This window comes from Hydrogenophaga electricum (assembly GCF_030160815.1).
In the GTDB taxonomy this organism is placed as follows: domain Bacteria; phylum Pseudomonadota; class Gammaproteobacteria; order Burkholderiales; family Burkholderiaceae_C; genus Hydrogenophaga; species Hydrogenophaga electricum.
Genome location: NZ_BSPB01000016.1, coordinates 1 through 25,448 on the forward strand (window position 1 = coordinate 1; position 25,448 = coordinate 25,448).

Annotated in this window: 24 protein-coding genes and 1 pseudogene; 17 read left to right on the plus strand and 8 right to left on the minus strand. The window is 67.8% G+C overall.

The genetic code is table 11. From position 1 onward, the window contains the following. The coding region (locus QQK43_RS11340; RefSeq protein ID WP_284307859.1) for an SDR family NAD(P)-dependent oxidoreductase at positions 1 to 672 on the plus strand (672 nt) is incomplete at its 5' end. A gap of 66 nt (positions 673 to 738) precedes the next feature. Here the strand turns inward: QQK43_RS11340 and QQK43_RS11345 are convergent. Further along, positions 739 to 1,380 (minus strand): FMN-binding negative transcriptional regulator, encoded by a 642-nt coding sequence (locus QQK43_RS11345; RefSeq protein WP_284307861.1) that lies wholly within the window; start codon positions 1,378 to 1,380, stop codon positions 739 to 741. Between the two features lie 143 nt (positions 1,381 to 1,523). After that, the gene (locus QQK43_RS11350; RefSeq protein WP_234266043.1) at positions 1,524 to 2,168 is read right to left on the minus strand and encodes a LysE/ArgO family amino acid transporter; all 645 of its coding nucleotides are present in this window, start codon (positions 2,166 to 2,168) and stop codon (positions 1,524 to 1,526) included. A gap of 74 nt (positions 2,169 to 2,242) precedes the next feature. Between QQK43_RS11350 and QQK43_RS11355 the strand changes: the two genes are divergently transcribed. Genes QQK43_RS11355 through QQK43_RS11365 form a run of 3 tightly spaced genes read left to right on the plus strand, consistent with a single transcriptional unit; the run spans position 2,243 to position 4,066 of the window. Then, positions 2,243 to 3,139 (plus strand): LysR family transcriptional regulator ArgP, encoded by an 897-nt coding sequence (locus QQK43_RS11355; protein WP_284307862.1) that lies wholly within the window; start codon positions 2,243 to 2,245, stop codon positions 3,137 to 3,139. A 56-nt stretch (positions 3,140 to 3,195) separates the two neighbouring features. Continuing rightward, positions 3,196 to 3,663 (plus strand): MarR family winged helix-turn-helix transcriptional regulator, encoded by a 468-nt coding sequence (locus tag QQK43_RS11360; protein WP_284307863.1) that lies wholly within the window; start codon positions 3,196 to 3,198, stop codon positions 3,661 to 3,663. 7 nt (positions 3,664 to 3,670) lie between these two features. Continuing rightward, positions 3,671 to 4,066, plus strand: coding sequence for a DUF1398 domain-containing protein (locus QQK43_RS11365; protein WP_284307864.1), 396 nt, complete (start codon positions 3,671 to 3,673; stop codon positions 4,064 to 4,066). A 3-nt stretch (positions 4,067 to 4,069) separates the two neighbouring features. Here the strand turns inward: QQK43_RS11365 and QQK43_RS11370 are convergent, their stop codons facing one another. From QQK43_RS11370 to QQK43_RS11380, 3 genes are all read right to left on the minus strand, one after another. Next, on the minus strand, positions 4,070 to 5,980 hold the full coding sequence (locus QQK43_RS11370; protein ID WP_234266051.1) for a potassium transporter Kup: 1,911 nt from the start codon (positions 5,978 to 5,980) through the stop codon (positions 4,070 to 4,072). A 197-nt stretch (positions 5,981 to 6,177) separates the two neighbouring features. Continuing rightward, positions 6,178 to 6,879, minus strand: a complete 702-nt coding sequence (locus QQK43_RS11375; RefSeq protein ID WP_284307865.1) for a response regulator — start codon at positions 6,877 to 6,879, stop codon at positions 6,178 to 6,180. Further along, complete coding sequence (locus QQK43_RS11380) at positions 6,876 to 8,423, minus strand: ATP-binding protein (RefSeq protein WP_284307866.1); 1,548 nt, start codon at positions 8,421 to 8,423, stop codon at positions 6,876 to 6,878. Before QQK43_RS11380 ends, QQK43_RS11375 begins: the two co-directional genes overlap by 4 nt. Positions 8,424 to 8,530: 107 nt before the next feature. On the opposite strand from QQK43_RS11380, the gene QQK43_RS11385 reads away from it, so the two are divergent. From QQK43_RS11385 to QQK43_RS11395, 3 genes are read left to right on the plus strand one after another with little or no spacing between them, the layout of a single operon-like run. Then, positions 8,531 to 9,265: an ABC transporter ATP-binding protein gene (locus QQK43_RS11385; protein ID WP_234266054.1), complete on the plus strand. Its 735-nt coding sequence runs from the start codon at positions 8,531 to 8,533 to the stop codon at positions 9,263 to 9,265. Between the two features lie 30 nt (positions 9,266 to 9,295). Then, positions 9,296 to 11,665, plus strand: coding sequence for an ABC transporter permease (locus tag QQK43_RS11390; protein ID WP_284307867.1), 2,370 nt, complete (start codon positions 9,296 to 9,298; stop codon positions 11,663 to 11,665). Next, entirely contained in the window at positions 11,662 to 12,894 is a 1,233-nt protein-coding gene (locus QQK43_RS11395; protein ID WP_284307868.1) for an efflux RND transporter periplasmic adaptor subunit, read from the plus strand. Before QQK43_RS11390 ends, QQK43_RS11395 begins: the two co-directional genes overlap by 4 nt. 126 nt (positions 12,895 to 13,020) lie before the next feature. On the opposite strand, the gene QQK43_RS11400 is transcribed toward QQK43_RS11395, so the two are convergent. Then, positions 13,021 to 13,959, minus strand: coding sequence for a LysR family transcriptional regulator (locus QQK43_RS11400; RefSeq protein ID WP_284307869.1), 939 nt, complete (start codon positions 13,957 to 13,959; stop codon positions 13,021 to 13,023). Between the two features lie 52 nt (positions 13,960 to 14,011). Here QQK43_RS11400 and QQK43_RS11405 point away from each other — a divergent pair, with 52 nt between their 5' ends. After that, positions 14,012 to 14,572, plus strand: a complete 561-nt coding sequence (locus QQK43_RS11405; RefSeq protein ID WP_370465262.1) for a DMT family transporter — start codon at positions 14,012 to 14,014, stop codon at positions 14,570 to 14,572. Positions 14,573 to 14,667: 95 nt separating this feature from the next. Here the strand turns inward: QQK43_RS11405 and QQK43_RS11410 are convergent. Next, positions 14,668 to 14,930: pseudogene (locus QQK43_RS11410) on the minus strand (IS110 family transposase); the annotation flags it as partial. A gap of 216 nt (positions 14,931 to 15,146) precedes the next feature. Between QQK43_RS11410 and catB the strand changes: the two are divergent. From catB to QQK43_RS11455, 9 genes are all read left to right on the plus strand, one after another. After that, complete coding sequence (gene catB, locus QQK43_RS11415) at positions 15,147 to 15,788, plus strand: type B chloramphenicol O-acetyltransferase (RefSeq protein ID WP_284307870.1); 642 nt, start codon at positions 15,147 to 15,149, stop codon at positions 15,786 to 15,788. Positions 15,789 to 15,925: 137 nt separating this feature from the next. Then, a complete protein-coding gene (locus QQK43_RS11420) occupies positions 15,926 to 17,104 on the plus strand; it encodes an acetyl-CoA C-acetyltransferase (protein WP_284307871.1) in 1,179 nt (392 codons plus the stop codon). A gap of 83 nt (positions 17,105 to 17,187) precedes the next feature. Next, the gene (locus QQK43_RS11425; protein WP_284307872.1) at positions 17,188 to 18,009 is read left to right on the plus strand and encodes an ABC transporter ATP-binding protein; all 822 of its coding nucleotides are present in this window, start codon (positions 17,188 to 17,190) and stop codon (positions 18,007 to 18,009) included. Then, complete coding sequence (locus QQK43_RS11430; protein ID WP_284307873.1) at positions 18,006 to 18,725, plus strand: ABC transporter ATP-binding protein; 720 nt, start codon at positions 18,006 to 18,008, stop codon at positions 18,723 to 18,725. Before QQK43_RS11425 ends, QQK43_RS11430 begins: the two co-directional genes overlap by 4 nt. A gap of 11 nt (positions 18,726 to 18,736) precedes the next feature. Beyond that, a complete protein-coding gene (locus QQK43_RS11435; RefSeq protein ID WP_284307874.1) occupies positions 18,737 to 19,609 on the plus strand; it encodes a branched-chain amino acid ABC transporter permease in 873 nt (290 codons plus the stop codon). Between the two features lie 3 nt (positions 19,610 to 19,612). Continuing rightward, the gene (locus QQK43_RS11440) at positions 19,613 to 20,647 is read left to right on the plus strand and encodes a branched-chain amino acid ABC transporter permease (RefSeq protein WP_284307875.1); all 1,035 of its coding nucleotides are present in this window, start codon (positions 19,613 to 19,615) and stop codon (positions 20,645 to 20,647) included. Between the two features lie 4 nt (positions 20,648 to 20,651). After that, positions 20,652 to 21,473 (plus strand): enoyl-CoA hydratase-related protein, encoded by an 822-nt coding sequence (locus tag QQK43_RS11445; RefSeq protein WP_284307876.1) that lies wholly within the window; start codon positions 20,652 to 20,654, stop codon positions 21,471 to 21,473. A gap of 162 nt (positions 21,474 to 21,635) precedes the next feature. After that, positions 21,636 to 22,862 carry an ABC transporter substrate-binding protein gene (locus tag QQK43_RS11450; RefSeq protein WP_284307877.1) on the plus strand — a complete coding sequence of 409 codons (1,227 nt, stop codon included), beginning with the start codon at positions 21,636 to 21,638 and terminating at the stop codon, positions 22,860 to 22,862. A gap of 70 nt (positions 22,863 to 22,932) precedes the next feature. Next, positions 22,933 to 24,570 (plus strand): 3-(methylthio)propionyl-CoA ligase, encoded by a 1,638-nt coding sequence (locus QQK43_RS11455; protein WP_234266067.1) that lies wholly within the window; start codon positions 22,933 to 22,935, stop codon positions 24,568 to 24,570. A gap of 9 nt (positions 24,571 to 24,579) precedes the next feature. Here QQK43_RS11455 and QQK43_RS11460 read toward each other — a convergent pair whose 3' ends face one another. Further along, positions 24,580 to 25,377: an SDR family oxidoreductase gene (locus QQK43_RS11460; protein ID WP_284307878.1), complete on the minus strand. Its 798-nt coding sequence runs from the start codon at positions 25,375 to 25,377 to the stop codon at positions 24,580 to 24,582. Between the last annotated feature and the right edge of the window lie 71 nt (positions 25,378 to 25,448).

The following is a 25,448-nucleotide window of genomic DNA, read 5'->3' on the forward strand; positions in this document are numbered from 1 at the left end:
CTGGTGGCCGAGCTGCGCACGCCCGGCGTCGACGCCCACGGCGTGGCCGGTGACGTGACCGACCCCGCGCAGTGCGATGCCCTGGTGGCGCAGGCCCTGGCCCAGGGTGGCGACCTGTCGGCCCTGGTCTGTGTGGCCGGCGCCTCGGGGCCGGGCCGGCTGGCGGACCTGCCGGTCGAGCAGTGGGACCTGACCTTCCAGCTCAACACGCGCGCGGTCTGGCTGCTGGCGCGCGCGGCGCGCGAGTCGCTGCTGCGCACCCGCGGCAGCATCACGGCGGTGGCGTCCATGTCGGGCCTGCATCCGCACCCGGGTTACGGCGCCTACTCGCCCGCCAAGGCGGCGCTGGTGATGCTCTGCCGCCAACTGGCGCAGGAGTGGGGGCCGGACGGCATCCGCACCAACAGCGTCTGCCCCGGCATGATCCGCACGCCGCTGACCGAGGCGGTGTACCAGGACGATGCGACGCGGCTGCAGCGCGAGGCCCTGGTGCCGCTGGGCCGCATCGGTCGCCCCGACGACATCGGCCAGGCGGTGGCCTACCTGACCAGCGAAGCCGCGTCCTACGTCAACGGAATGAACCTGGTGGTGGACGGTGGCGTGGCGGACCACATGCTGTGCATGATCCCGGGCCGCCCCGGCAAGCCGCCGGTGGGGGCGCCGGCCGCCTGAGCCGCGCACGCCAGGGGCGGCCCGGCGCTGCTGCGCTCCGGTGTGACGGGTCGCCGATGAGCGCCCTCAGTCGCCCGTTTTCGGGCCGGCGCTCTGCATGGCATGGGCCAGGGCATTCGCGCCCAGCCGTTCCAGACCGTCGGCCGCGCCCAGCCGGTCGCGCGCTTGCCGGTTCTGGCCGAGCTTGCATTTGCCCACCAGGCGGGTGATGTCGATCTCCACCCCGACGATGGCCTGCAGCATGCCGGCGATGTAGTCGCTCGGGGCGTCGCCCATCCGCCAGGGTCTGGGCTGCTGCGAGCGCGCCTCGTGCTCGCGCGTCAGGCGACCGACCAGCCCGCGCAGAAAGCGTTCATCGTGATGGATGCGGAGCACGCCGTGCGCGTGCACCACCTGGTAGTTCCAGGTCGGCACATGGCGGTGGTGTTCGGGCTTGCTGGGGTACCAGTTGGGCGAGATGTAGCCGCCCGCGGCCTGGAAGATCACCAGCACGGCGGTGTCGGCAGCCTGTTGCCACACTGGGTTGGCGCGCGCCACGTGGGCGCGCAGCGTGCCGTGCGACCCCTGCGCGGTATCGAGTTCAAAAGGCAGGTGGTTGGCGTCCAGCCCCTCGGGGCCGTGCGTCACCAGCGTGCCCAGCGGGTGCGCGGCGATGAGGGCATGCAGGACTTCGGGGCGGCGTTCTTCGAAAGCGGCGGGCAGGTACATGGGGTTTCATGGGGCGAAGACGCCGTGCGTCGGTGCAGTGCATTGTGCGCGCGCTGTGCTCGGTGGGAGAGGTCACCATCCGGCCAGACAGGGTCTCGAATGGGCCGATCAGGCGCCCGGGTGGCAGCCCATGTCGGCAGCGGTCAGAAGCTTCGCAGCGCATGCCGCAGCAGCAGCGCGGCCATCACCCACATGGTCAGGCCGATCAGGCCGTCCAGCACCTGCCAGGCGCGGGGATTGCGGAACAGCGGCGCCAGCCAGCGGGCCCCGAAACCCAGCCCGCAGAACCAGACCAGGCTGGCCGTGCTCGATCCGGCCACGAACCAGCCGCGCAGACCGGGCGGCTGCTGGGCGCCGATGCTGCCCATCAGCATCACCGTGTCCAGGTAGACGTGCGGATTGAGCAGGGTGAAGGCGGCCGCCTGGGCGAGCACCGCGCCCCGGCTCAAACCAGCCCCCCCTTCGGCCGCCTGCAGTTGCCCGGCGTGCGACACCCGGCGCAGCGCCTGCCAGCCGTACCAGGCCAGAAAGGCCGCACCAGCCAGCGCGAGCGACCGGGCCAGCACCGGGCTGGCACCCAGCGCCTGGGCCATGCCCAGCACGCCGGCCGAGATCAGCACCGCGTCGGCCAGCGCACAGAACAGCACCACCGGCGCCACGTGCTCGCGCCGCAGGCCCTGGCGCAGCACAAAGGCGTTCTGCGCGCCGATGGCGACGATCAGTCCGAAGCAGAGCAGCAGGCCCTGGACAAAAGCGGGCATGGCCTGGGCGAGGGCAGGGGTGGTCATGACCGCCATGTTGCCGCTCGCCATCAATGAAGGCAAACTGTCTTTGCTTCATTGAAATTAGAAAAACTGTATTGATGATCGACTACGCCGCTCTCAACGCCCTGGCCGCCGTGGTGCGCGAAGGCAGCTTCGACCGTGCGGCCCGTGCGCTGCACGTCACGCCCTCGGCGGTGTCGCAGCGCATCCGCCTGCTGGAGGAGCGCGTGGGCTGCGCGCTGGTGGTGCGGGGCCAGCCCTGTCGGCCTACCGAAACCGGCCGGCGCATGTGCCAGCACATGGACCGCGTGCGCCTGCTGGAACAGGAGCTGACCGACACCCTCCCGGCGCTGGTGGCCGACGGGCCGACGCGGGTACCGCTGCCGGTGGCCGTCAACGCCGACAGCCTGGCCACCTGGTTCGCGCCCGCGCTGGCCGCCTTCGCGGCCAACGCGCCGGTGCTGGTGGAACTGAGCGTGGACGACCAGGACCACACGGCCGAGCGCCTGCGCACCGGCGCCGTGGTGGCCGCCGTGACCAGCGCTGCCCGGCCGGCCACCGGCTGCAACAGCCGCCCGCTGGGGATCATGCGCTACCTGGCGGCGGCCAGCCCGGCCTTCATCGGCCGGCACTTCGCCGCTGGTGTGGGCGCGGGCAGCCTGGCGCTGGCGCCCAGCCTGCTGTTCAACACCAAGGACGAATTGCAGGCGCACTGGGTGCGCCGGCTGTGCCACCGGCATGTGGAGCTGCCGCGCCACACCCTGCCATCGCCCCAGGCCTTCGTGACCGCTGCGCTCGCGGGCATGGGCTGGGGCATGTTTCCGCAGGAGATGATCGCGGACCTGCTCGCCGAAGAGCGGCTGGTCGAACTGGTGCCCGGCACCCCGCTGGACGTGCCGCTGTACTGGCAGACTGCGCGCGCCGCGTCGGGCTTGTTGGACGACCTGACGAGGCAGATGGTGGCCGCGGCACGACAGGGCTTGCGGCCTCTGTGATCAGGCCGCGCGCCGCCCTGGCGGTGCTTGACAAGGGTTTCCAAGGAAACTCTTTCATGCCGATACCGAAAGCCGCCTCGCCACCGCCCCTGGAAGCACATCTGGGTTTCTGGCAGCGCTTCGTCTGCAACCAGGTGTCCCAGCGCTTCCGCCAGCAGTTGGAGGCGCAGGGTGTCACGGTCGCCGAATGGGTCGCACTGCGCACCCTGCTCGCGCAGGGCGAAGGCAGCCACACCCGCCTGATCGATGCGCTGGGCATGACCAAGGGGGCGGCCTCCAAGGTCATCAGCCGGCTCGAAGAGAAGGGGCTGGCCCGGCGTCAGTGGGCCGAAGGCAGGTCGCGTGGACAGGTGCTGGTGCTGACCGCCCAAGGCCGGGCGTTGGTGCCCACGCTGGCTCGGCTGGCCGATGACAACGACGAGCACTTTTTCGGCCACCTGTCGGCGGCCGAGCGCAGGGCATTGACGAGCGCCATGCAGGCGCTGGTGCGGCACCACCAATTCCTCCAGATCCCTACCGAATGAGCCCACCATGCAAGAGAGCACGCAACACGCCATTCGCGCCACCTTCGAGGCTTCCAACGCCGGGCGCATCCACTTCGGCCAGGTTGTGGACCAACTGGTGGAGGCCGGCATCGAGTCCTACCACGTCGATTACCGCTGTGGGCGATCCACCTACTTCCTGCCCGATGGCGAGACCCTGGACCTGACGTTTGAAAAGCCGGTCGAGGGCATTGCCGACGTCTTTGATGGCGATGCGGTGCGCGCGGCCATCCGGGGGGCGCAGCAGGGGACGGTGATGTACCCCGCGTTCAAGACCCTGACCCAGCGGGCCGGCTGCGTCGGCTACACGGTCTGGATCGCGGGTCGGCACGTCACCTATTGGGGGCGCCGTGGCGAGGCGCACGTCGAGCGCTTCCCGGACTGAGGCTCAGATCGGGACCCGCGTGCCCAGTTCCACCACCGCGTTGCCCGGCAGGCGAAAGAACTCCACCACGCCGCCCGCGTTCTGGCTCATGGTGGCGAACAGCTTTTCGCGCCAGTGCGCCATGCCGCTGCCCCGCGTGGGCACCACGGTCTCGCGGCTGAGGAAGTAGCTGGTCTCGAACAGCGGTACCGCCAGCCCGTGCGAGGCGGTCAGCTCCAGAGCCTTGGGCACGTCGGGTGTGTTCATGAAGCCGTAGTTGACTTGCACCCGCCAGAAGCCGTGGTCCAGCGCCTGCACGTCCACCCGGCGCTCCATCGGCACCCAGGGCACGTCGTGGAAGCGCACCGTGAGGATCACGTTGCGTGCGTGCAGCACCTGGTTGTGTCTGAGGTTGTGCAGCAGGGCCTGTGGCACGGTGTCGGGGTCGGCCACCGCGTACACGGCGGTGCGCTCTGCGCGGTTCACGCTGCGCGGGTCCAGTTGGTTGATGAAGTCCTGCAACACCAGGCCGTCGTGGCGGATGCTCTCCATCAGCAGTTCGCGCCCTCGCCGCCAGGTGCTCATCAGCACGAACAGCAGCAGCCCCAGCGTGAGCGGGAACCAGCCGCCGTCGAGGAACTTGATGGCGCAGCCGGCCACCAGCAACGCGTCGATGGCCAGGAAGAAGACCGTGGCGCCCATCGCCACCGGTGCCGGCATGCGCCAGCCCTCGCGCACCACGAAGTAGGTCAACACGGTGGTGATCATCATGGTCAGCGTGACGGCGATGCCGTAAGCGCTGGCCAGGGCCGACGAGCTTCGGAAGAACAGCACCACGGCCAGCACGCCCACCAGCAGTGCCCAGTTGACGCCGGGCACGTAGATCTGCCCTTTCTCCCGTGCGCTGGTGTAGCGCACCCGCATGCGCGGCAAAAAGCCCAACTGGATGGCCTGCTTGGTCAGCGAATAGGCGCCGGAGATCACGGCCTGCGAGGCGATGATGGCGGCCAGCGTGGCCAGCACCAGCGCGGGCAGCAGCCAGGCTTCGGGGAATTGGCGGTAGAAAGGGTTCTGGATGGCCGACGGGTCGCCCATCAGCAGCGCGCCCTGGCCCAGGTAGTTCAGCGCCAGGCCGGGCATCACCAGACCGGTCCAGGCGATCTGGATAGGCTTGCGGCCAAAGTGGCCCATGTCGGCGTACAGCGCTTCGGCGCCGGTCAGTGCCAGCACGATGGCGCCCACCGCTGCGAAGACATGCCAGCCGCGGCCCGACAGAAACTCCCAGGCGTGCAGGGGGTTCAGCGCCGCCAGGATGGCCGGCTGCTGCGCGATGTGCCAGGCGCCTGCGGCACCGAGGACGGTGAACCACAGCACGATGATGGGCCCGAAGAAGCGGCCCACCACCGCGGTGCCGAAGCGCTGCATCAGGAACAGGCCAATCAGGATGGCCACGGTGGCCGGCACCACATACGGCTTGAGCGCGGGGGTGACCACCTCCAGCCCTTCCATGGCACCGAGCACGGAGATGGCCGGGGTGATCAGGCTGTCGCCGTAGAACAGCGTGGCGCCGAACACGCCAAGCAGCAGCAAGGCGTTGCGCAGGGCAGGGCGCTGCCCCACCGCGCGGGCGGCCAGCGCGGTCAGCGCCAGGCCACCGCCTTCGCCGTGGTTGTCGGCGCGCAGGATCAGGATCACGTACTTGAGCGTGACCACCAGCATCAGCGCCCAGAAGATGGTCGAGACCGCGCCGATCAGGTGCGGTGCGTCCAGCGGCACGCCCGTGTGCGGCGCAAAGATTTCCTTGACGGTGTAGAGCGGGCTGGTGCCAATGTCGCCGTAGACCACGCCGATGGCGGCCAACGTCAGGGCGGCCAGGCCCTGCTGGCCGGCAGGGTGGGGTGCCGCATCGGTGGCGGCGGTGTCGGGGTTCTGCATGAAAGCTCCGTGGAAACACAGGCCATCACGATGCGCCGACGCGCATCAGGAACGCATAAGTGGAGAAAGGGCGACACCCAAACACATCCGGCGCGAAGTGTCTGATCCAGGGCCCCCGTGGAACGGGCTTGGCCCGGCCACAGGGTGCGTCCCCCCGCGCAGCAGGGGGGACGGCCGCGTCAGCGGCGCAGGGGGGCTTACTCAGCTTCAGCCAGGCGGTATCCGACACCCGGTTCGGTCAACAGGTGCTGCGGATCGGCGCTGTCGGCCTCCAGCTTGGCGCGCAACTGGCCCATGTACAGGCGCAGGTAGTGCGTCTGCTCCACGTGTTCGGCGCCCCACACATCGGCCAGCAACTGGCGGTGCGTCACCACCTGGCCGGCCTGGCGCACCAGCCGGGCCAACAGCGCGTATTCGGTGGGCGTGAGGTGCACATCGGCCTCGGCCAGCCGCACGCGGCGCGCCTTCAGGTCCACATCGAGCGGGCCGTGGCGGTAGTGCAGCAGCGCGGGCTCGCTGTGGCGCCCGCGGCGGCGCAGGGCCACGCGCATGCGCGCCAGCAGCTCGCCGATACCGAAGGGCTTGACCAGGTAGTCGTCGGCTCCGTCGTCCAGCAGGCGGATCTTCTGGCCCTCGGCCTCGCGGGCCGAGATCACGATCACCGGCGTGCCGCCGTTGCGCCGCAGCTCGGCCAGCAGGGCCTGGCCGTCGCCGTCGGGCAGGCCCAGGTCGAGCAGCACCAGGTCGATGGGCTCGCCCGGCGGGCAGTGCTCCAACTGCGCCCGCGCGTCCGCCAGGCTGGCCGCGGCGCGCACGTCGTGGCCTTCGATGGACAGGGCCTCGCGCAGCGAGCTGCGCAGCACCCGGTCGTCCTCCACCAGCAGCACGCGGGGACTCATGACGGCGCTTCCTCCGCCTCGGGGGCCGGTGGCGGCGGGCCATCGCCGCGAAGTGGGAGTCGGCACTCGAAGCGGCAACCGCCTTCCGCGCGCGGGCGCATCAGCAGCTCGCCCTGGTGTGCGCGGGCGATGGCGCGGCACACGGCCAGGCCCACGCCCGCTCCCCGGCCTCCGTCCGCCCGTGGTTGCTCCGGTGCCGTGTCGCCGCGCTGGAACACCTCAAACACCTTTTCGCGCCAGGCCGGCGCGATGCCCGGTCCCCGGTCGCTCACGGCCAGCACCAGGTGTTCGCCGTCGCGCATGGCGTGCAGCTCCACCGGCGTTTCGGCCGGGCTGTACTTCAGGGCGTTGTCCAGCAGGTTGTCCAGCAGTTGCGACACCAGCATCGCGTCGCACCACAGCAGGGGCAGGGCGGGCTCCACCCAGGCGCGCACGCGGCCGCCCTCGGGCCGTCGCCGGGCCCGGCGCAGCACCGCGCCCACGATCTCTTCGGTCGACTCCCAGTCGCAGCGCAGCGCCACCGCCGGGGCGTCCAGCCGCGCCAACTGCAGGGTGTTGTCGGTCAGCCGCGCCAGTCGCTCGCTTTCTTCCACGATGCCGGCGGCCAGGCGCTGGCGCTGCGCGCCGTCCATGCGATCGCCCTGCTCCTGCAGGGCCGAGGCCGCGCCCATGATGGTGGCCAGCGGCGTGCGGTAGTCGTGCGAGATGGCCGCCAGCAGCGCGTTGCGCGTGGCCTGCAACTGGGCCTGCTCGCGCGCCTGCTGCTCCTGCGCCGTCATCAGCGAGCGGTGCAAGGCACTGCCCATCTGGTCGCACAGGGCCTGCAGGTGGGCGCGCAGCTCGGGGTCCTGTGGATGCCGGGCCAGGCCGGTGACCAGTGCCGCTCCCAGGGTGACGCCCTTGCCGCGCAGCGGCAGATAGGCGTCGGGCAGTTCGTCGTAGCGGCCGCTGCCCGCGCCCATGGGCCGGCCGTCGCGCACGCACAGGGCCAGGCCGGCGCGCTGTTCCGCGTCGGGTTCGCCCACCTGCAGGGTGGCGCTGTCGTCCGGCTGAGCGCCCAGTGCGCGCAGCACCGATACCGCCACCGGATGCCCGGACGCCTCCTGCAGGGCCACGCGCAGCGCCGCAGCGTGCGCGGCTGGGTCGCTGGCATCGCGCAGCGTGTCGCCCCACTGGCGCAGCCGCGCCTCGCGGCCGGCCACGGTTTGCGCGGTCTCGGCCAGGCGGCGTTGTCGGATCACCAGTCCCGCGATGATCCAGTTCACCAGCAGCATCGCTACCAGCAGCAGCGCGTTCTGGTGCAGGTCAACGGTGAAGGTGAACTTCGGCGGTACGAAGAACCAGTTGAAAGCCAGCACCGCCAGGGCGCTGGCGCTCATGCTGGCCCAGCCGGGCAGCCAGAGTGCCGACAGAGCCGATGCCAGCACCAGCAGCATGGCCAGGTTGGCCAGCTCCAACTGCCCGTCCAGCCAGGCCATGGCCGCCCAGGCGGTGGCCCAGGCCAGCAGGGCGGGAATGAGGCGCGTGATGCCCGGACTTTTCATGACCAGAGCCTAACGCCATGGGCGTCAGGAAAACATATGGATGGGCCGTGTCTCGGTGGATTGATCCCTGTCAGGCGGCCAAAAGGCGGGCTGTGGGATAGTGCCACATGGACTCCGCCGAATCTTCTGGTTCCGTCTTCACTGCCCGCGCCCTCACCAAGACCTACGGCGAGGGCGACACCGCCGTGCACGCGCTGCGCGGGGTGGACCTGGACATCGTGCGCGGTGAATTCGTGGTGCTGCTGGGCGCTTCGGGCAGTGGCAAGTCCACGCTGCTCAACATCCTGGGTGGGCTGGACTCCGCCACCAGCGGCTCGGCGAGCTGGACGCACGCGGGCCGCGTGCACGAACTCATCGGTGCCGACGACGCCGAGCTGACGCGTTACCGGCGCGAGCACGTGGGCTTCGTGTTCCAGTTCTACAACCTCATTCCCAGCCTGACCGCCGAAGAGAACGTGGCCCTGGTGACCGACCTGGCCGACGACCCCATGGACCCGGCCGACGCGCTGGCGCTGGTGGGGCTGGCCGAACGGCGCCACCACTTCGTCTCGCAGCTCTCGGGCGGCGAGCAGCAGCGCGTGGCGATCGCGCGCGCCATCGCCAAGCGCCCGGCCGTGCTGCTGTGCGACGAGCCCACGGGGGCGCTCGATTGCGCCACCGGCGTGATGGTGCTGCAGGCCATCGAGCGCGTGAACCGCGAACTCGGCACGACGACCATCGTCATCACCCACAACGCGCCGATCGCTGAAATGGCCGACCGCGTGCTGCGCCTGGCCGACGGCCGCATCGTCGAAAGCCATGCCAACCCCCACAAGCAGCCGGCCTCGGCGCTGAGCTGGTAAGGGCATGAGCGCCACACCGGACCGCCGACCGTGAGCACGCTGCACACCAAACTCTGGCGCGACCTGACGCGCCTGCGTGCCCAGGTGCTGACCATCGCCATGGTGGTCGCCATCGGCGTGGCGGGCTTCGTCGGCATGTTTGCGGTGCACGAGTCGCTCAAAGGCTCGCGCGACGCCTTCTACCGCGACAACCGGCTCGCCGACGTGTTCGTGGGCGTCAAGCGCGCGCCCCGGCATCTGGGCGAACGGCTGGCGGCCATCCACGGCGTGGCCGACGTCAAGCTCGATGTGCTGTTCGACGCGCAGGTCGATCTGCCCGGCGTGATCCCGCCCGTCACCGGCCGCTTCATCGCGCTCGACCTGTCGGCCGCGCACGCGGGCCGCCAGGGCCTGAACGCGCTCACGCTCAAGCACGGACGCTGGCCCGAACGCGGCAGCGAGCTGGAGGCGCTCGTCAGCGACCGCTTTGCCGCCGCGCGCCAGCTCCAGCCCGGCGACGAGGTTCACGCCATCCTCAACGGCCGGCGCGAGCGCTTGCGCATCGTCGGCACCGCCGTCACGCCCGAATACGTGTTCGCCGCGCAGGCCAGCGCGCCCGACGACACGTCTTTCGGCATCTGGTGGATCGACGGCCAGCGCCTGACCGAGCAGTTCGACATGGAAGGCGCCTTCAACCAGGCGTCGCTGAGCCTGTATGCGGGCGTGCCCGTCGCGTCGGTGCGGGCCGAGGTGGACCGGCTGCTGGCCGCCTACGGCAGCGTCGGTGCGGTCGGGCGTGACGGCCAGCTCTCCACGAAGATCGTGGACGACGAGCTGTCGCAACTGAAGGTCATGGGCACGGTGCTGCCGGCGATCTTCCTGGCGGTGGCGATGTTCATCCTCAACGTCGTGCTCAGCCGCCAGGTCGCGACCCAGCGCAGCCAGATCGCCGCGCTCAAGGCGCTGGGTTACCCCGATGGCGCCATCGCGTGGCACTACACCCAGCTCGCGCTGGTCATCGCCGGGCTGGGTGTGCTGGCCGGACTGGCGCTGAGCGAGTTCATCGGCCGCGGCATGCTCAGCCTCTACGACGAGGTGTTCCGCTTCAACGGCCTGGCCTATGTGATGAGCCCCTGGCTGCTGCTGGCCTCGGGCCTGATCGCTGCGCTGGCCGCCACCGCCGGCACCTGGACCGCGATCCGGTCCGTGGTGCGGCTGCACCCCGCGCAGGCCATGCTGCCGCCCGCGCCGCCGCTGTATTCGAAGACGCTGGTCGAACGCTTGGGCCTTGGGCGCTTCCTGTCCACCGGTGCACGCATGGTGGTGCGCCAGGTCGAGCGCCGGCCGCTGCGGGCGGCCTTCACCGTCACCGGCATTGCGCTGGCGGTGGCGCTGCAGATTTCGGGCGCGTTCTGGCTCGACGCCATCGCCCACATCGCCGACGTGCAGTTCCGCCAGGTGCAGCAGGGCGACGTGCTGGTCAACTTCCGCCACCCGGTGCCGCGCACCGTGGTGCAAGACCTGCTGCGCCTGCCCGGTGTGATCCGGGCCGAGCCCTACCGCACCGAACCGGTCAAAGTCAGCCTGCGGGGTCGCAGCGAGGACACTGCGCTCAGCGGCTACCGGGGCGACGCGCAACTGCTGCGCGTGGTCGACGAAACCCGCGGCGCCGTCGCCATGCCGGCGCACGGTGTGGTGCTTTCGGCATTGCTGGCCGAATCGCTGGGCGCGCGCGTGGGCGACCGCATCACGCTCGACTTCCGTCTCTGGAACCGGCGCCAGGTGCAGGTGGAGGTGGTCGACGTCGTGCACACCATGTTCGGCAAATTGCTGTTCATGAACCTCGACGCCATGAACCGCCTGGCCGGTGATGGCGACGGCGTGGCCGATGCCGCGCTGCAGGTCGACGCGGCCGCCATGACCGCGTTCTGGACCGCCGTGAAGAACGCGCCCACCATTGCGTCGGTGTTCGACAAGGCCGGCTCCTACGAGGCCTTCGACCAGCGCACGCAGAAGAACATGGGCATCTTCAGCGGCATCCTCACCGTGTTTGCCATCGCCATGGCGGTGGGCATCATCTACAACGCGGCGCGCATCTCGCTGTCCGAGCGTGCCTGGGAACTGGCCAGCCTGCGCGTGCTGGGCATGACCCGGGCCGAAGTCTCCGTGCTGCTGCTGGCCGAGCTGGGCGCCGAACTGCTGATCGCGCTGCCCATCGGGGCCGGGCTCGGTTTTGGGCTGGCCAGCGCGATGATGGCACTCATGGCCAGCGACGCGATCGATTTTCCGGTGGTGATCGAACCGTCGACCTACGCGTCGGCGGCCCTGATCGTGCTGGCCGCCGGGGTGGCCAGTGCTTTGCTGGTGCGCCGGCAGATTGACCGGCTGGACCTCGTGTCCGTGTTGAAGGTGCGCGAATGACTCAGAAGACCCAATGGAAGCCCGCCCGCCGCTGGGGCGTGGGGGTGGCGGCACTGGCCGCGGTGGTGGTGCTGGTGTGGGCGGCCTACCGGCCAAGGCCCATGGACGTGGAAACCGCCACGGTGACCGAAGGCCGCTTTGAACAGGTGATCGAAGAAGACGGCCAGTTGCGCCTGCAGCACCGTTACCTGATCACCGCGCCCACCGCCGCGCAGTTGCAGCGGCCCACGCTCAAGGTGGGCGATGCGGTGCAGGCCGGCGACGTGGTCGCCGTGCTCGCGCCCGCGGCGTCGCAACTCATCGACCCGCGCACCCGCAGCGTGCTGCAGCAGCGCGTGGGCAGCGCCGACGCCGCCGTGGCCGCCGGCCGTGCCAACGTGCAGCGCGCCCAGGCCGCGCTGGCCCAGGCCACGATCGACGCCGAGCGGTCTGCCAAGCTGGCACAGGACAACTTCATCGCCGCGTCGGCGCGCGACCAGAGTCGCCTTGCGCGCGAGGCCGCCGTGCAGGCGCTGAAGGCCGCGCAGGCCGAACAGAACGCCGCCGAGCACGCCGCCAGCGAAGCCCGCGCCGCGCTTGGGCGCGCCGAGCCGAGCGGCGGCGGTATCCCGGGCCGGGAAGCCGGGTTGTGGTCGCTCAAGAGCCCCGTCAGTGGCCGCGTCATCAAGCTGCACAAGGACAGCAGCGAACCCGTGCAGGCCGGCGCACCGCTGCTGGAGATCGGCGACACCGGCGCCATGGAGGCGGTGATCGACGTGCTCTCGGGCGATGCGCCCCGCATCGCCACCGGCGCGGCGGTGCAACTCGCCACCGGTCGCAACCAGCCGCCGCTGGCAGGGCAGGTGGTGCGCGTGGACCCGGTGGCCTTCACCAAGACCTCGGCCCTGGGCATTGAAGAACAGCGCGTCAACATCACCGTGGCGCTGAACGCACCCGCTGCGGAACTGCAGAAACTCGGCGACGGTTTCCGTGTCGACGCGCGCATCACCGTCTCGGCCCAGGACGGGGCCTTGCTCGTGCCCTCGGCCGCGCTGGTGAGGCAGGGCGAAGGCTGGCAGGTGTTCGTGTTGCAAGCCGGCAAAGCCCGCGCGAGGGCGGTGAGCTTCCGCGACCGCAATGCCGACAGCGCTTGGGTGAAGGAAGGGCTGAAGGCGGGGGAGACGGTGGTGCTTTATCCAGGGAGCGGGATGAAGGATGGGCAGCCGGTGAAGGGTAAGCGGGCAGCCTAACCGCGTTGGACTCAGCGCGGACAGACGACCACGATCTGCACAAACTGCCCGTCAATGCGATGGCGGCAGCACAGCCGGCCTGTTGGAGCCGCTTGGTGATGCTTTCAGGGACCGCCGTTGGTTGCGTCAGCGGGAGACTGCCTGTTTCTCTCCGCTCTGTGGGCTCGTTCGGCTGCAATCCATCACCGTGCTTCTGAACCAGTGGTGTGCAGGGTCTGAATCTCGCCGAATGTGCCACGCTTGCTGGAATGGGAAGCGGGGTAGTTTGAACGGTGGCGTGAACTGCATCAGCTCTTGACCATGGAGCACTGGGTCCAGCGTTCGACTGGCAACGGTCAGAATCAAATCGGTGTCTGTCAGTACTTTCGTCGACGCGCTCCAATGCGGCAGAACGAGTGCAATGTGCCTGTGCAGCCCTTGAGCGGCCAAGGCCGAATCGATTTCGTTGTCGGCATCCGGTCTGGTGGCCACCAGCACATGCGGACGCGCCAGCCACTGGGCCAGCGAGAGCTTGCCGCGCAAGGGCAGCGAGCGCTTGTCGGCCACGCTGATGAAGTGTTCCTGGAACAGGGTTTCGACCCAGATGTTGCTCGGGGTGTCTGGGAAAACGCCCAGGGCCATATCGATCTCGCCATCCCCGAGCTGGGCCAGCATGGCCTCGCGGCTCGCTTGGCAAACGGCTATGTCGATGCCCGGCGCCTGATCGCGCAGCCGTTTGACCAACGTCGGTAGCACCAAATGGGCCGCATAGTCAGACATGGCGACGCGAAAGTGTCGTATGGCCTGGTGCGGGTCAAAGGCGCCTTCTCGCAGCAACGAGGTGAGTTGATTCAGGGCCGCTTCCAGAGGGCGTTGCAAATCCTGGGCGCGTGGTGTCAACGCCATCGCTGCGCCTCGCCGGGTCAGCAAGGGGTCTTTGAAAATCTCTCGTAGCTGCGCCAGTGCATGGCTGATCGCTGGTTGGCTCTTGTGCAGCCGCCGTGCAGCCCGCGTGACGTGTTGTTCTGCGAGCAAAGCATGGAGCGTCAGCAGCAGATTGAGGTCAATGCGTCGGAGGTCATCCATTCAACGAATGATGCCTGTTTGAAATAAGAATTTCCATTCTTAGATCGAATACATGAACATCCGGCATGTTCTTTCATCTGTGACGAGGCGTTTCCGCATGCAGTGGTCTTCTTCTCTTTCCGGTTTGTTTCCCATGGTGATTGCTTTGGTGGCTGGCGCTGTCGTGCCTTTCCAGGCGGCAAGCAACGCGGCATTGGGGCGTGCGCTCGGGCATCCGTTGTGGGCCACGCTGTCTTCTCTGGCTGTCAGCGTACTGGTCATCGTGCCGCTGATGGTGCTGCTGCGGGTTCCTGCACCGGCGTTAGGTGCTGCGGCGCAGGGGCCGGCGTGGTGGTGGCTCGGTGGTGTGGCCGGGGTGGTCTATATCACTGCCGCACTGGTATTGACGCCCAAGCTGGGCGCGGCCAGCTTTCTTGTCATCGTCATTGCGGGGCAGATGCTGGCATCGCTTCTGATCGATCATTACGGCTTGATGGGACTGACGCCCAAGCCTGCTGGTGCGTGGCGGATCGTGGGCATTTTGCTGATCCTGGTGGGCATGGTCGTTGTGCAGATGAGCCGTTCGCCTGCGGCCCATGCGTCTGGCCCGGCGCCTTCCGGCGGGTGGCGGTAAGGGGCGTTTGGTGTGTGCAAACGCCTGCTGCCATAACCCCGGTCCTGCCCGCAAACATCTTCAAACACCGACCCAACCGCGATGCACCACCGATGTTTACCCGAGAGGCGGTAGCGGACGACGAACCTGGGCGCCATCATGCGCACGGTGTGACCGCGCCGAGCAAACTCGCGCGCCCAGTGGTGGGCGCCGGAGCAGGCCGCCATGCCGATCCGGCACGGCGGCAGCGAAGCGATGAGTTCGAGCAGCTTGGCGTGCGGTACCCGGGGGGCACCAGCGCGGGTTTGCCTGCTTCATCCACGCCATGCACGGCAGAGACGTTCTTTGCCAGATCGATGCCAACGGATACGATGGCCAGCGACTTCCCCTTCCAGCAAACGATTGGGTTGATGAGATTTCGCACTTCCCACCGTGGCAGCTGGATGCCGTGCCCCGCAAATGCGCGGATCACCCGGGACCTGGCATCGCACCGCCGTCAAGGGGTTCTGCCTTCGGCAAGCCCCTTGCGTCAAACGTTGGTTGTTGCATCCCGGATGCAGCCGGTAGTGATGAATATCCCGTTGATTTTCTTGCGATGAACTATTTTGAAAGCCCATTTAAAGGTCAACTGCTTTCGGAGCATGTGAAGAACCCCAACATCCAAGTGGGGCGGTACAGCTATTACTCTGGCTACTATCACGGGCACCCATTCGATGAATGTGCGCGATACCTTGCGCCGGACCGTGAAGATGTTGACAAGCTGATCATTGGCAGCTTCTGCTCTATCGGAAGCGGCGCCTCTTTCATCATGGCGGGCAACCAAGGGCACCGGTATGACTGGGCGTCATCCTTTCCTTTCTTTTACATGCAGGAAGAGCCCGCCTTCTCCCGTTCACTTGATGCCTTTCGGAAGGCTGGTGACACTGTCATTGGCAATGATGTCTGGATTGGCTCTGAGGCAATGGTCATGCCCGGCATCACGATCGGGCACGGTGCTGTGGTTGGTAGCCGCTCTTTGGTGACAAAGGATGTGGCTCCTTACGCCATCATTGGCGGAAATCCGGCCCAGCAGATTAAGAAGCGCTTCTCTGAGGAGGAAATATCATGGCTTTTGGAGATGGCGTGGTGGGATTGGCCGCTGGATAAGATCAAAACGGCAATGCCTATGTTGTGCTCATCCGATATTGCTGGTCTGTACAGGTATTGGCGTGAATCCCGAAGCATGAGCGACCGCTGAGCGATCGGGCCGCCGCCGCAGGGGCCGGCGCCCGGGAGATTGGGCGGTAGCGGCAAGGGAAAATCGTCCGTTCCGACGACGCCCGGGGCCGGGGTGCCGACCAGAATGGCCGCAGTTTCAACCAACCCCTTGTCGCCATGTCTGAAGCCTATATCGTCGCCGCTGTCCGAACCGCTGGGGGGCGCCGCGGCGGCCGCCTTGCCGGATGGCACCCTGTGGAGCTGTCTGCCCAGGTGCTGAACGCGCTGGTGGACCGCGCCGGCATCGACCCTGCGCTGGTCGAGGATGTGATCATGGGTTGCGTGAGTCAGGTGGGCGAGCAGTCGACCAACGTGGCGCGCAACGCAGTGATGGCGTCGAAGTTGCCCGAATCGGTGCCGGGCACGTCGCTGGACCGCCAGTGCGGCTCGTCGCAGCAGGCGGTGCATTTCGCGGCGCAGGCCGTGATGTCGGGCTCGATGGACGTGGTGATCGCCGCCGGCGTCGAGTCGATGACGCGGGTGCCGATGTTCAGCCCTTCGTCGCTGGCGCAGAAGGCGGGTCTGGGTTACTACCAGAGCGAATCGATCAACCGCCGTTACAACGACGTGGTGTTCAGCCAGTTCGTGGGCGCCGAGATGATGGCGAAGAAGTACGGTTTCGTGCGCGAAGACCTGGACCGCTTTGCGCTGCAGAGCCACCAGCGCGCCATCGCCGCCACGCAGGCCGGTGCTTTCGATGCCGAAATCCTGGCGCTGCCGGTGCGCAACGCGGAGGGCGTGGACACGGACGATATCCACCAGGTGGACGAGGGCATCCGCTTCGATGCGTCGCTGGAATCGATCGGCAATGTGAAGCTGCTGCAGGAAGGTGGTGTCATCAGCGCGGCCAATGCGAGCCAGATCTGTGATGGCGCCACCGGTGTCATGGTGGTCAACGAGCGTGGCCTGAAGGCCCTGGGGGTGAAGCCCATGGCGCGCATCCACCACATGTCGGTGATCGGCCACGACCCGGTGATCATGCTGGAGGCACCGATTCCGGCCACCGAGCGCGCGCTCAAGAAGGCCGGTCTGAAGATCGACGACATCGACCTGTACGAGGTCAACGAGGCTTTTGCCTCGGTGCCGCTGGCCTGGCTCAAGGCGCTGGGGGCCGACGCCGACCGGTTGAACGTGAATGGCGGTGCCATCGCCCTGGGCCATCCGCTGGGCGGTTCGGGCACCAAGCTGATGACGACGCTGATCCACGCGCTGGGTGCACGCGGCAAGCGCTATGGCCTGCAGACCATGTGCGAAGGCGGTGGCATGGCCAACGTGACCATCGTCGAACGGCTCTGACCTTGCCGGGTTGCGCCCGGCGGGCGTGCCCATGCTGGCCCGGTGGCTCCGGGCTCCCGGTATTTCCCACAAGAGATCGACGCATGACCCATGACAACGATCGCGGAGACAGCAACACGGCACCGCCGCTGTTGCAGGTGCAGGGTGTGACGGTGCGCTTCGGCGGCATCGTCGCGCTCGACGGCGTGTCCTTCGACATCCGGCGCGGCGAGATCTGCGCGCTGATCGGCCCCAACGGGGCGGGCAAGAGCACGCTGTTCAACTGTCTGTCGCGCCTGTACGAGTGCAACAGCGGCAGCATCGTGTTCGACGGCCAGCCGATCAACCGGCTGCCGCGCCACCGCATGGCGGCCATCGGCATCGGCCGCACGTTCCAGAACCTGGCGCTGTTCGGCTCGATGACGGTGCGTGACAACGTGCGCGTGGGCTGCCACAGCAAGCACCACGCGGGCATGGTGCGCAACGCCTTCCGTTTGCCGGGCGCGGCGCGCATCGAGGCCGAGGCCCAGGCGCGGGCCGAAGCGCTGATCCATTTCCTGCAACTGGACGCGGAGGCTGACCGGATCGTGTCGGACCTGCCGTTCGGCACCCAGAAGCGGGTGGAGTTGGCGCGTGCACTGGCCAGCGAGCCCCAGTTGCTGCTGCTCGACGAACCGGCCTGCGGCCTGAACCACGAAGAACTGCAGGGGCTGGGCGACCTGATTCGCGACATCCGGGACCGGCTGGGCGTGACCGTCTTGCTGGTGGAGCACCACATGGGCCTGGTGATGGGCATTTCCGACCGGGTGGTGGCGCTGAACTTCGGCAAGAAGATCGCGCAAGGCACGCCGGCGGAGGTGCGCTCGCACCCCGAAGTGATCCGCGCCTACCTGGGCGCAGAAGAAGAGGAAGGGGTGGGCGCATGACGACGAACCTGCTGGAAGTGCGCGGCCTGCAGGCCCGCTACGGCCCGACCCAGGTGCTCCAGGGCATGGACCTGGACGTGGCCGAGGGCCAGGTGACGGCGCTGCTGGGCGCCAACGGCGCGGGCAAGACCACCACGCTGCGTGCGCTGTGCCGTTTCATGGTGCAGACCAGCGGCTCGGTGACGCTGGCGGGCGAGCGCATCGACAGCCGTTCGACGGAACAGATTGCGCAACTGGGGGTGGGCCACGTGCCCGACGGGCGTGGCACCTTCATGGGCCTGAGCACCGAAGAGAACCTGCAACTCGGTGCCTACGTGCGCCACAACCGCAGTGGCCAGGCCGAGGACATGGAGCGGGTCTACCACTATTTCCCGCGGCTGCGCGAGCGCGCCCGGCAGCAGGCCGGCACGCTCTCGGGCGGTGAGCAGCAGATGCTGGCCATCGGCCGGGCGCTGATGGGCCGTCCGCGCCTGCTGCTGCTCGACGAGCCTTCATTCGGCCTGGCGCCCCTGGTGGTCCGGGACATCTTCGCGATCATGCGGCGCATCAACCGGGAGGAGAAGGTGTCGATCCTGCTGGTGGAGCAGAACGCCAAGCTGGCGCTGGATCTGGCCGACAACGCCTACCTGCTGGAAACCGGGCGGGTGGTGCTCAGCGGGCCTTCGGCCGAGATGCAACGCAACGACGCGGTGCGCCGCGCCTACCTGGGTGAATAGGACGAGCAGACATGAATGAATTCCTGCACCAGTTGCTCGCCGGTCTGGCCACCGGAGGCATCTACGCCAGCGTGGCGCTGGCCTTGGTGATGATCTACCAGGCCACGCATCACATCAATTTCGCCCAGGGTGAGATGGCGATGTTTTCCACCTTCGTCGCCTGGATGCTGATCGACGCGGGCCTGCCGTACTGGGCGGCGTTTGCGGCGACGGTGGTGCTGTCCTTCGTGGTCGCCGCCGGGATCGAGTTTGTGGTCATCCGGCCGATGCACAAGGCGCCTGTGCTCTCCGTGGTGGTGGTGTTCATCGGCCTGCTGGTGATCTTTCACAGCCTGGCGGGCTTCTTCTTCGGTTACACGATCAAACCGTTTCCAAGTCCGTTTCCGGCCGATGCCTGGTACGGCAGCAGCCTGATGTCGGCCCACGAGGTGGGGGCGATCGCGGTCGCGCTGGGCATGGTGGCGCTGCTGTTCCTGTTCCTGCGCGCCACGCCGCTGGGACTGGCCATGCGCGCGGCGGCGCAGAACCCGGGTTCGTCGCGGCTGGTCGGCATCCGGGTCGGGCGCATGCTGATGCTGGGCTGGGGCCTGGCCGGGGCCATCGGCGCGGTGGCCGGGATGATGGTCGCGCCGGTGGTGTTCCTGGACCCGAACATGATGACCGGCGTGCTGCTCTACGCCTTTGCCGGGGCGCTCATCGGCGGCATCGACAACCCGATCGGCGCGGTGCTCGGCGGCTTCATCGTTGGTGTGCTGGAGAACCTGATCGGCACCTACGTCGTCGGCACCGAACTCAAGCTCTCGGTGGCGCTCGTGCTGATCATCGGCGTGCTGATCGTCAAACCTTCCGGTCTGCTGGGCAAGACCATCGTTACCCGGGTCTGAACCATGGCTTCCCTGTCTTCCCTTTCGACGCCGCCTGCGGGCGCTGCGAATTTCGCCACCCAAGGCGCGCCGGTTGCCCGCCGCGGCCACTGGCTCTGGGTGCTGGCCTTGCTGCTGCTTGCTGCGGGCCTGACCTGGGTGCTCAAAGGCTATCAGCTGTTCCAGGCGACCATGGTGCTGTGCTACGCCATCGCGCTGCTGGGCCTGAACATCCTGACCGGCTACAACGGCCAGATCTCGCTGGGCCATGGTGCGTTCTTTGCGCTGGGTGCCTACGGCGCGGCCATCGCCATGGAACATGGTGGCTTGCCCTACTGGGCGGCGATCCCCGTGGCCGGCCTGGCGTGCCTGGTGGTGGGCTACCTGTTCGGCCGCCCGGCGCTCAAGCTCGAAGGGCTGTATCTTGCGCTGGCGACCTTCGCACTCGGTGTGGCGATGCCGCAGTTGCTGAAGTACAAGCACCTGGAAGCCTGGACCGGCGGGGTGCAGGGCATCGTGCTCATCAAGCCCGATGCTCCCTGGGGGTTGCCCCTCACGCAAGACCAGTGGCTTTACCTGTTCGCCCTGGGCGTGACGGTGGTGATGTTCCTCATCGTCCACAACCTGCTGAGCAGCGGCACCGGTCGCGCCATGCGCGCCATTCGCGACCACGCCCTGGCCGCCGAGGCCATGGGCGTGGACAACCGGCACTACAAGTCCATGACTTTCGGCGTGTCGGCCGCTTTCACCGGTGTCGGCGGCGCGTTGTCGGCGATCGCGGTGCAGTTCGTTTCGCCCGATTCGTTCACGCTCTTCCTGTCGATCTCGCTGCTCGTGGGCATCGTGGTCGGTGGCCTGGGCACGCTCTGGGGGGCCTTGTTCGGCGCGCTGTTCATCATGTTCGTGCCCAATCTGGCCGAGCAGGTGTCCAAGGCTGCGCCATGGGCGGTGTACGGCGTGGCGCTGATCGCCATCATGTTCGTGATGCCGGGGGGCGTGGTGGGGCTGTTGCGCCGCATGCAGACCGCGCTGCGTGCGCGTGAAAACCGGGGAGGGTGAGACCATGCCTGTGCCTACCGAGGCGGGTGCGGCCGCACCGCCGTTGCTGAGCGAACGCCACGGTGACGTGGCCGTGCTGCGGCTGAACCTGCCGCAGCGCCTGAATCCCCTGGCGTTGCCGCTGCAGGAGGCGTTGCGCAACGAACTGGCCCGGTTGAAGGCCGATGGCGGTGTGCGTGCCCTGCTGCTCACCGGCGTCGGCAAGGCCTTCTGCGTGGGGGCTGATCTCTCCAGCATGCAGGCATCGGACGGTGCCAGCCTCGGCGCGCAGACCGCGGAGACCATGGAGCGGCTTTCCAACCGCCTGATTCAGGACCTGCGCGAGCTGCCGTTTCCGGTGATCAGCGCGGTCAACGGGCCGTGCGCGGGTGCCGGCGTGGGCTTGGCGCTGGCCGCCGATGTGGTGTTGGCCGCCCGTTCGGCCTATTTCTACCTGCCGTTCATGCCGCGCCTGGGCATCGTGCCCGATCTGGGCTGCACCTGGTTCCTCGATCGTTTTCTGGGACGGGCGCGCGCTACCGCCCTCACGCTGCTGGGTGATCGGCTGTCGGGTGAACAGGCCGCGCAATGGGGCCTGGTCTGGGCCTGCGTGGACGATGCCACGCTGGCCGACGAGGCCATGGCGCTGGCGCAGCGTCTGGCCCGGCTGCCTGCGCACGCGGCCCTGGAGATCCGTGCGGTCTACGACAGCGCCGGTCAGGCCTCGCTGGTGGAGCAGATGGCCGTGGAGGCCGGGCGCCAGCGTGAATTGATCGACCGCCCAAGCTTTGTCGAGGGGGTCAGTGCCTTTCTGGCCAAACGCGAGCCGGTCTTTCCCTGCCGCTGATGGGTTGGGGTGCCGTGCACCGACGACCGCAATTTCGTCAGTTCCGACGAGGCCGGCCGCACAGCGACTTCCTACGATGAACCAGATGCTTGGGGGCCGTGGCGGGTCACAGGCAACCGTCACGCTTTTCCAATAGCCGAATTCCATCCACAGGAGATCTACATGAACGCACCCATCGACACGCGCCGCCGCCGTACCTTGCAGATCGGCGCGGGCCTGGCCCTGGCCAGCAGCCTGCCACTGACCGCCTTCGCGCAGAAGAAGTACGACAGCGGCGTGACCGACACCGAAATCAAGATCGGCAACCTCAACCCCTATTCCGGACCGGCGTCAGCCTATGGGGTGTGCGGCAAGTCCATGGCGGCTTATTTCGGCGCGCTCAATGCCAAGGGTGGCGTCAACGGCCGCAAGATCAACTTCCTGACCCTGGACGATGCCTACAACCCTGCCAAGTCGGTCGAGCAGACGCGCAAGCTGGTCGAGCAGGACGAGGTGCTGCTGATGTTCGCCTCGCTCGGCACCTCGCAGAACATCGCGGTGCAGCGCTACCTCAACGCCAAGAAGGTGCCTCAGTTGTTCGTCAACACCGGTGCCACCCGCTTCGGCGACCCCAAGGCCTTTCCCTGGACCATGGGCTGGCAGCCGACCTACCAGGCCGAAGGCCGGCTGTATGCCAAGCACATCCTGCAGACCCAGCCCAATGCGAAGATCGGCGTGCTGATGCAGAACGACGATTTCGGCAAGGACTATTTCAAGGGTCTGAACGACGGCCTGGGCGACAAGGCCAAGGCCATGATCGTGCAGCACCAGACCTACGAGGTGTCCGATCCGACCATCGATAGCCAGATGGTGAGTCTGAAATCGGCGGGCTGCGATGTCTTCGTGAGCATCACCACGCCCAAGTTCGCGGCCCAGGCGATCCGCAAGGCGGCCGAGCTGGGCTGGAAGCCCACGCAATATCTGGTGAGCGTGTCGCAGTCCATGAATTCGGTGCTCAAGCCGGCCGGTTTCGAGAACGCCGTGGGCGTCATCTCGTCGACCTACCTGCTCACGCCGTCGGACCCGATGGCTGCCGGCAGCAAGGACGTGCCGGAATACCTGGAGGGCATGAAGAAGTACTTCCCCGACGGCAACCCCGACGACTCGCTCAACGCCATCGGCTGGGGTGTCGCGGCGACCATGGCCCAGGTGCTGCGCCAGTGCGGCGACGAGCTCACCCGCGACAACGTCATGAAACAGGCGGCCAACCTCGACTTCAAGGCGCCGATGCTGTACCCCGGCATCGAGGTCAAGACCGGCGCCGACGACTTCTATCCCATCGACAAAAAGATCCTGCAGCGGTTCAATGGCAAGGGCTACGAAGCCATGGGGGCGCCCATGGCGGGCTAGAGGGGTATCTACCGGCGGATGCCCCTGTGCAGAACCAACAGAACCACAACCAGAACCTGGAGACCCCGCCATGCATGGCCTGATGCAAGACCGCCCGCTGCTGATTTCGTCGCTGATCGAACACGCGGCCACCTTCCACCCGGACACTGAAATCGTGTCGCGATTGCCCGAAGGCACGGTGCACCGCACCCACTGGCGCGGTGTGCGCGACCTGTCGCGCCAGATCGCGCAGGCCCTGCAGGCGCTGGGCATCCGGCAGGGCGACCGGGTTGGCACGCTGGCCTGGAACTCCTACCGCCACCTGGCGCTGTACTACGGTGTCTCGGGCAGCGGTGCGGTGCTGCACACCGTCAACCCGCGCCTGTTCCCAGAGCAGATCGACTACATCGTCAACCACGCCGAAGACCAGGTGCTGTTCTTCGACACCACGTTCGCTCCCCTGGTGCAGCAAATTGCTCCCCGGTTGAAGACGGTCAAGGCCTTCATCGCCATGACCGACAGGGCGCACATGCCGGACATCGATGTGCCCAACCTGCTGTGCTTCGAAGAGCTGGTCGCCGCGCAGAGCACCGAATACACCTGGCCCGAATTCGACGAGAAGAACGCCTCGTCGCTCTGCTACACCTCGGGCACGACCGGCAACCCGAAAGGGGTGTTGTATTCGCACCGCTCGACGCTGCTGCACACACTGATGGAGCTGGCGCCCGACACCTTTGGCATCAGTTCGGCCGAAACGCTGTTGCTGATCGTGCCGATGTTCCATGCCAACGCCTGGGGCGCGCCGTACGCGGCCGCCATGGTGGGCGCCAAGCTGGTGCTGCCCGGCCCGCACCTGGACGGCGAGAGCGTCTACAACCTGATGCGCGACGAGAAAGTGACCTTCTCGCAAGGTGTTCCCACGGTCTGGATGATGCTGTTCCAGTACCTGGACGCGCACCCCGAGCTACCGACCCGCTCGCTCGGCGTCAAGCGCGTGGGCATTGGCGGCGCGGCGGTGGCGCGCGGCATGCTCGAACGTTTTGAAAACGACTTCGGGGCCGAGGTCGTGCAAGGCTGGGGCATGACCGAGACCAGCCCGATCGGCGTGATCAGCAAGCTGCTGCCCAAGCACCAGGGGCTGGACAAGGAAGCGCTGATGCCGGTCAAGCTCAAGCAGGGGCGCGGCGTCTGGGGCGTCGACCTCAAGATCGTCGATGCCGATGGCAAGACCCTGCCCTGGGACGGGGTGGCTTTCGGGCACCTGCACGTGCGCGGCCCCTGGATCGCCAGCGGGTACTTCCGCAGCGAAGGCGGTGCGGTGCTGGACGAGGAAGGCTATTTCCCCACCGGCGACGTGGCCACCATCGATCCGGACGGCTACCTGCAACTGGTGGACCGCGCCAAGGACGTGATCAAGTCGGGCGGTGAGTGGATCTCGTCGATCGATCTGGAGAACACGACCAACTCGCATCCCGAGGTGGCCGAGTCGGCGGTGATCGGTGTGGCACACCCCAAATGGCAGGAGCGGCCCTTGCTGATCGTGGTGCGGCGCTCGGGCTCGACCGTGGACCGCGATGCGATCATGAAGCATCTGGAGGCGCGCATCGCCAAGTGGTGGTTGCCCGATGACGTGGTGTTTGTCGACAGCCTGCCGCACACCGCCACCGGCAAGCTGCTCAAGACGAAGCTGCGCGAGCAATACCGCGGCCACGCCTTGCCCACCATCTGAAGTGGGTGCCTATGCGCCAACCACGGCCGAGGCGCCCCCGTCGACCGGCAGCAGCACGCCCGTGATGTGTTGACCGGCATCGCTCGCGAGCAGCAGCACCGCGCCCTTGAGCCCTTCGTCGTTGCCGATGCAGCGCAAGGGCACCTGCGCGACGATGGGCCCGAGTGTCGCGGGTTGCAGCATGTGCTGCGCCATCCTGCTCGGAAACACGCCGGGCAGGATGGCATTGACCGTGATGCCGTGCGGCCCCCATTCGCAGGCCAGTGCCCGCGTGAGTGTGGCGACCGCGCCCTTGCTGGCGTGGTAGGCCGCCGCCTGCATCGAATGGGCCGTGCCGCCCAGGGCGGCCACCGACGCGATGTTGACGATCCGGCCCTGGCCGCGCGGCAGCATGCTGCGCCGGGCGATCTCGCGCGTGAGCAGGAAGACGCTGCGCGCGTTCAGGTCCATCACCTTGTCCCAGGCGTCCATCGGGTGCTCTTCGGCTGCTGCGCCCCAGGTCGCGCCCGCGTTGTTGACCAGGATGTCAACCTGGCCCAGGGTGGCCAGCGCGTGATCGACCAGGGCCAGCACCTGCGCATCGTCCCGGCCATCGGCGGCAAAGACGCTCACAGGGTGGCCGGCGGCGCGCAGTTCGGTGGCGGCTTCTTCCAGCTCGGTGGGCTTGCGCGCGCTGATCAGCAGCCGGGCGCCGGCTTCTCCCAGGGCGTGTGCGAGTTGCAGGCCCAGCCCGCGCGAGCCGCCGGTGATGAGGGCGGTGCGGCCGCGCAGGTCGTGCAGTTGTTGAATGGTGCGGTGGGTGCTCAAGCGGGTCTCCTTGGGGTGGTGGGTTGGGGGTTCCCCAGCAGGCTACGGTCAGGGCGGGCGGCAGGCATCGT

Excerpts from the sequence above, each read along its gene's own strand:
- QQK43_RS11365 (WP_284307864.1), top strand. The coding sequence starts at position 3,671 with ATGCAAGAGAGCACGCAACACGCCATTCGCGCCACCTTCGAGGCTTCC.
- QQK43_RS11350 (WP_234266043.1), bottom strand. The coding sequence starts at position 2,168 with ATGACCACCCCTGCCCTCGCCCAGGCCATGCCCGCTTTTGTCCAGGGC.
- QQK43_RS11455 (WP_234266067.1), top strand. The coding sequence starts at position 22,933 with ATGCATGGCCTGATGCAAGACCGCCCGCTGCTGATTTCGTCGCTGATC.
- QQK43_RS11360 (WP_284307863.1), top strand. The coding sequence starts at position 3,196 with ATGCCGATACCGAAAGCCGCCTCGCCACCGCCCCTGGAAGCACATCTG.
- catB (WP_284307870.1), top strand. The coding sequence starts at position 15,147 with ATGAACTATTTTGAAAGCCCATTTAAAGGTCAACTGCTTTCGGAGCAT.
- QQK43_RS11450 (WP_284307877.1), top strand. The coding sequence starts at position 21,636 with ATGAACGCACCCATCGACACGCGCCGCCGCCGTACCTTGCAGATCGGC.
- QQK43_RS11430 (WP_284307873.1), top strand. The coding sequence starts at position 18,006 with ATGACGACGAACCTGCTGGAAGTGCGCGGCCTGCAGGCCCGCTACGGC.
- QQK43_RS11355 (WP_284307862.1), top strand. The coding sequence starts at position 2,243 with ATGATCGACTACGCCGCTCTCAACGCCCTGGCCGCCGTGGTGCGCGAA.
- QQK43_RS11385 (WP_234266054.1), top strand. The coding sequence starts at position 8,531 with ATGGACTCCGCCGAATCTTCTGGTTCCGTCTTCACTGCCCGCGCCCTC.
- QQK43_RS11440 (WP_284307875.1), top strand. The coding sequence starts at position 19,613 with ATGGCTTCCCTGTCTTCCCTTTCGACGCCGCCTGCGGGCGCTGCGAAT.
- QQK43_RS11445 (WP_284307876.1), top strand. The coding sequence starts at position 20,652 with ATGCCTGTGCCTACCGAGGCGGGTGCGGCCGCACCGCCGTTGCTGAGC.
- QQK43_RS11400 (WP_284307869.1), bottom strand. The coding sequence starts at position 13,959 with ATGGATGACCTCCGACGCATTGACCTCAATCTGCTGCTGACGCTCCAT.
- QQK43_RS11405 (WP_370465262.1), top strand. The coding sequence starts at position 14,012 with ATGAACATCCGGCATGTTCTTTCATCTGTGACGAGGCGTTTCCGCATG.
- QQK43_RS11375 (WP_284307865.1), bottom strand. The coding sequence starts at position 6,879 with ATGAGTCCCCGCGTGCTGCTGGTGGAGGACGACCGGGTGCTGCGCAGC.
- QQK43_RS11370 (WP_234266051.1), bottom strand. The coding sequence starts at position 5,980 with ATGCAGAACCCCGACACCGCCGCCACCGATGCGGCACCCCACCCTGCC.
- QQK43_RS11380 (WP_284307866.1), bottom strand. The coding sequence starts at position 8,423 with ATGAAAAGTCCGGGCATCACGCGCCTCATTCCCGCCCTGCTGGCCTGG.
- QQK43_RS11425 (WP_284307872.1), top strand. The coding sequence starts at position 17,188 with ATGACCCATGACAACGATCGCGGAGACAGCAACACGGCACCGCCGCTG.
- QQK43_RS11435 (WP_284307874.1), top strand. The coding sequence starts at position 18,737 with ATGAATGAATTCCTGCACCAGTTGCTCGCCGGTCTGGCCACCGGAGGC.
- QQK43_RS11420 (WP_284307871.1), top strand. The coding sequence starts at position 15,926 with ATGTCTGAAGCCTATATCGTCGCCGCTGTCCGAACCGCTGGGGGGCGC.
- QQK43_RS11345 (WP_284307861.1), bottom strand. The coding sequence starts at position 1,380 with ATGTACCTGCCCGCCGCTTTCGAAGAACGCCGCCCCGAAGTCCTGCAT.
- QQK43_RS11395 (WP_284307868.1), top strand. The coding sequence starts at position 11,662 with ATGACTCAGAAGACCCAATGGAAGCCCGCCCGCCGCTGGGGCGTGGGG.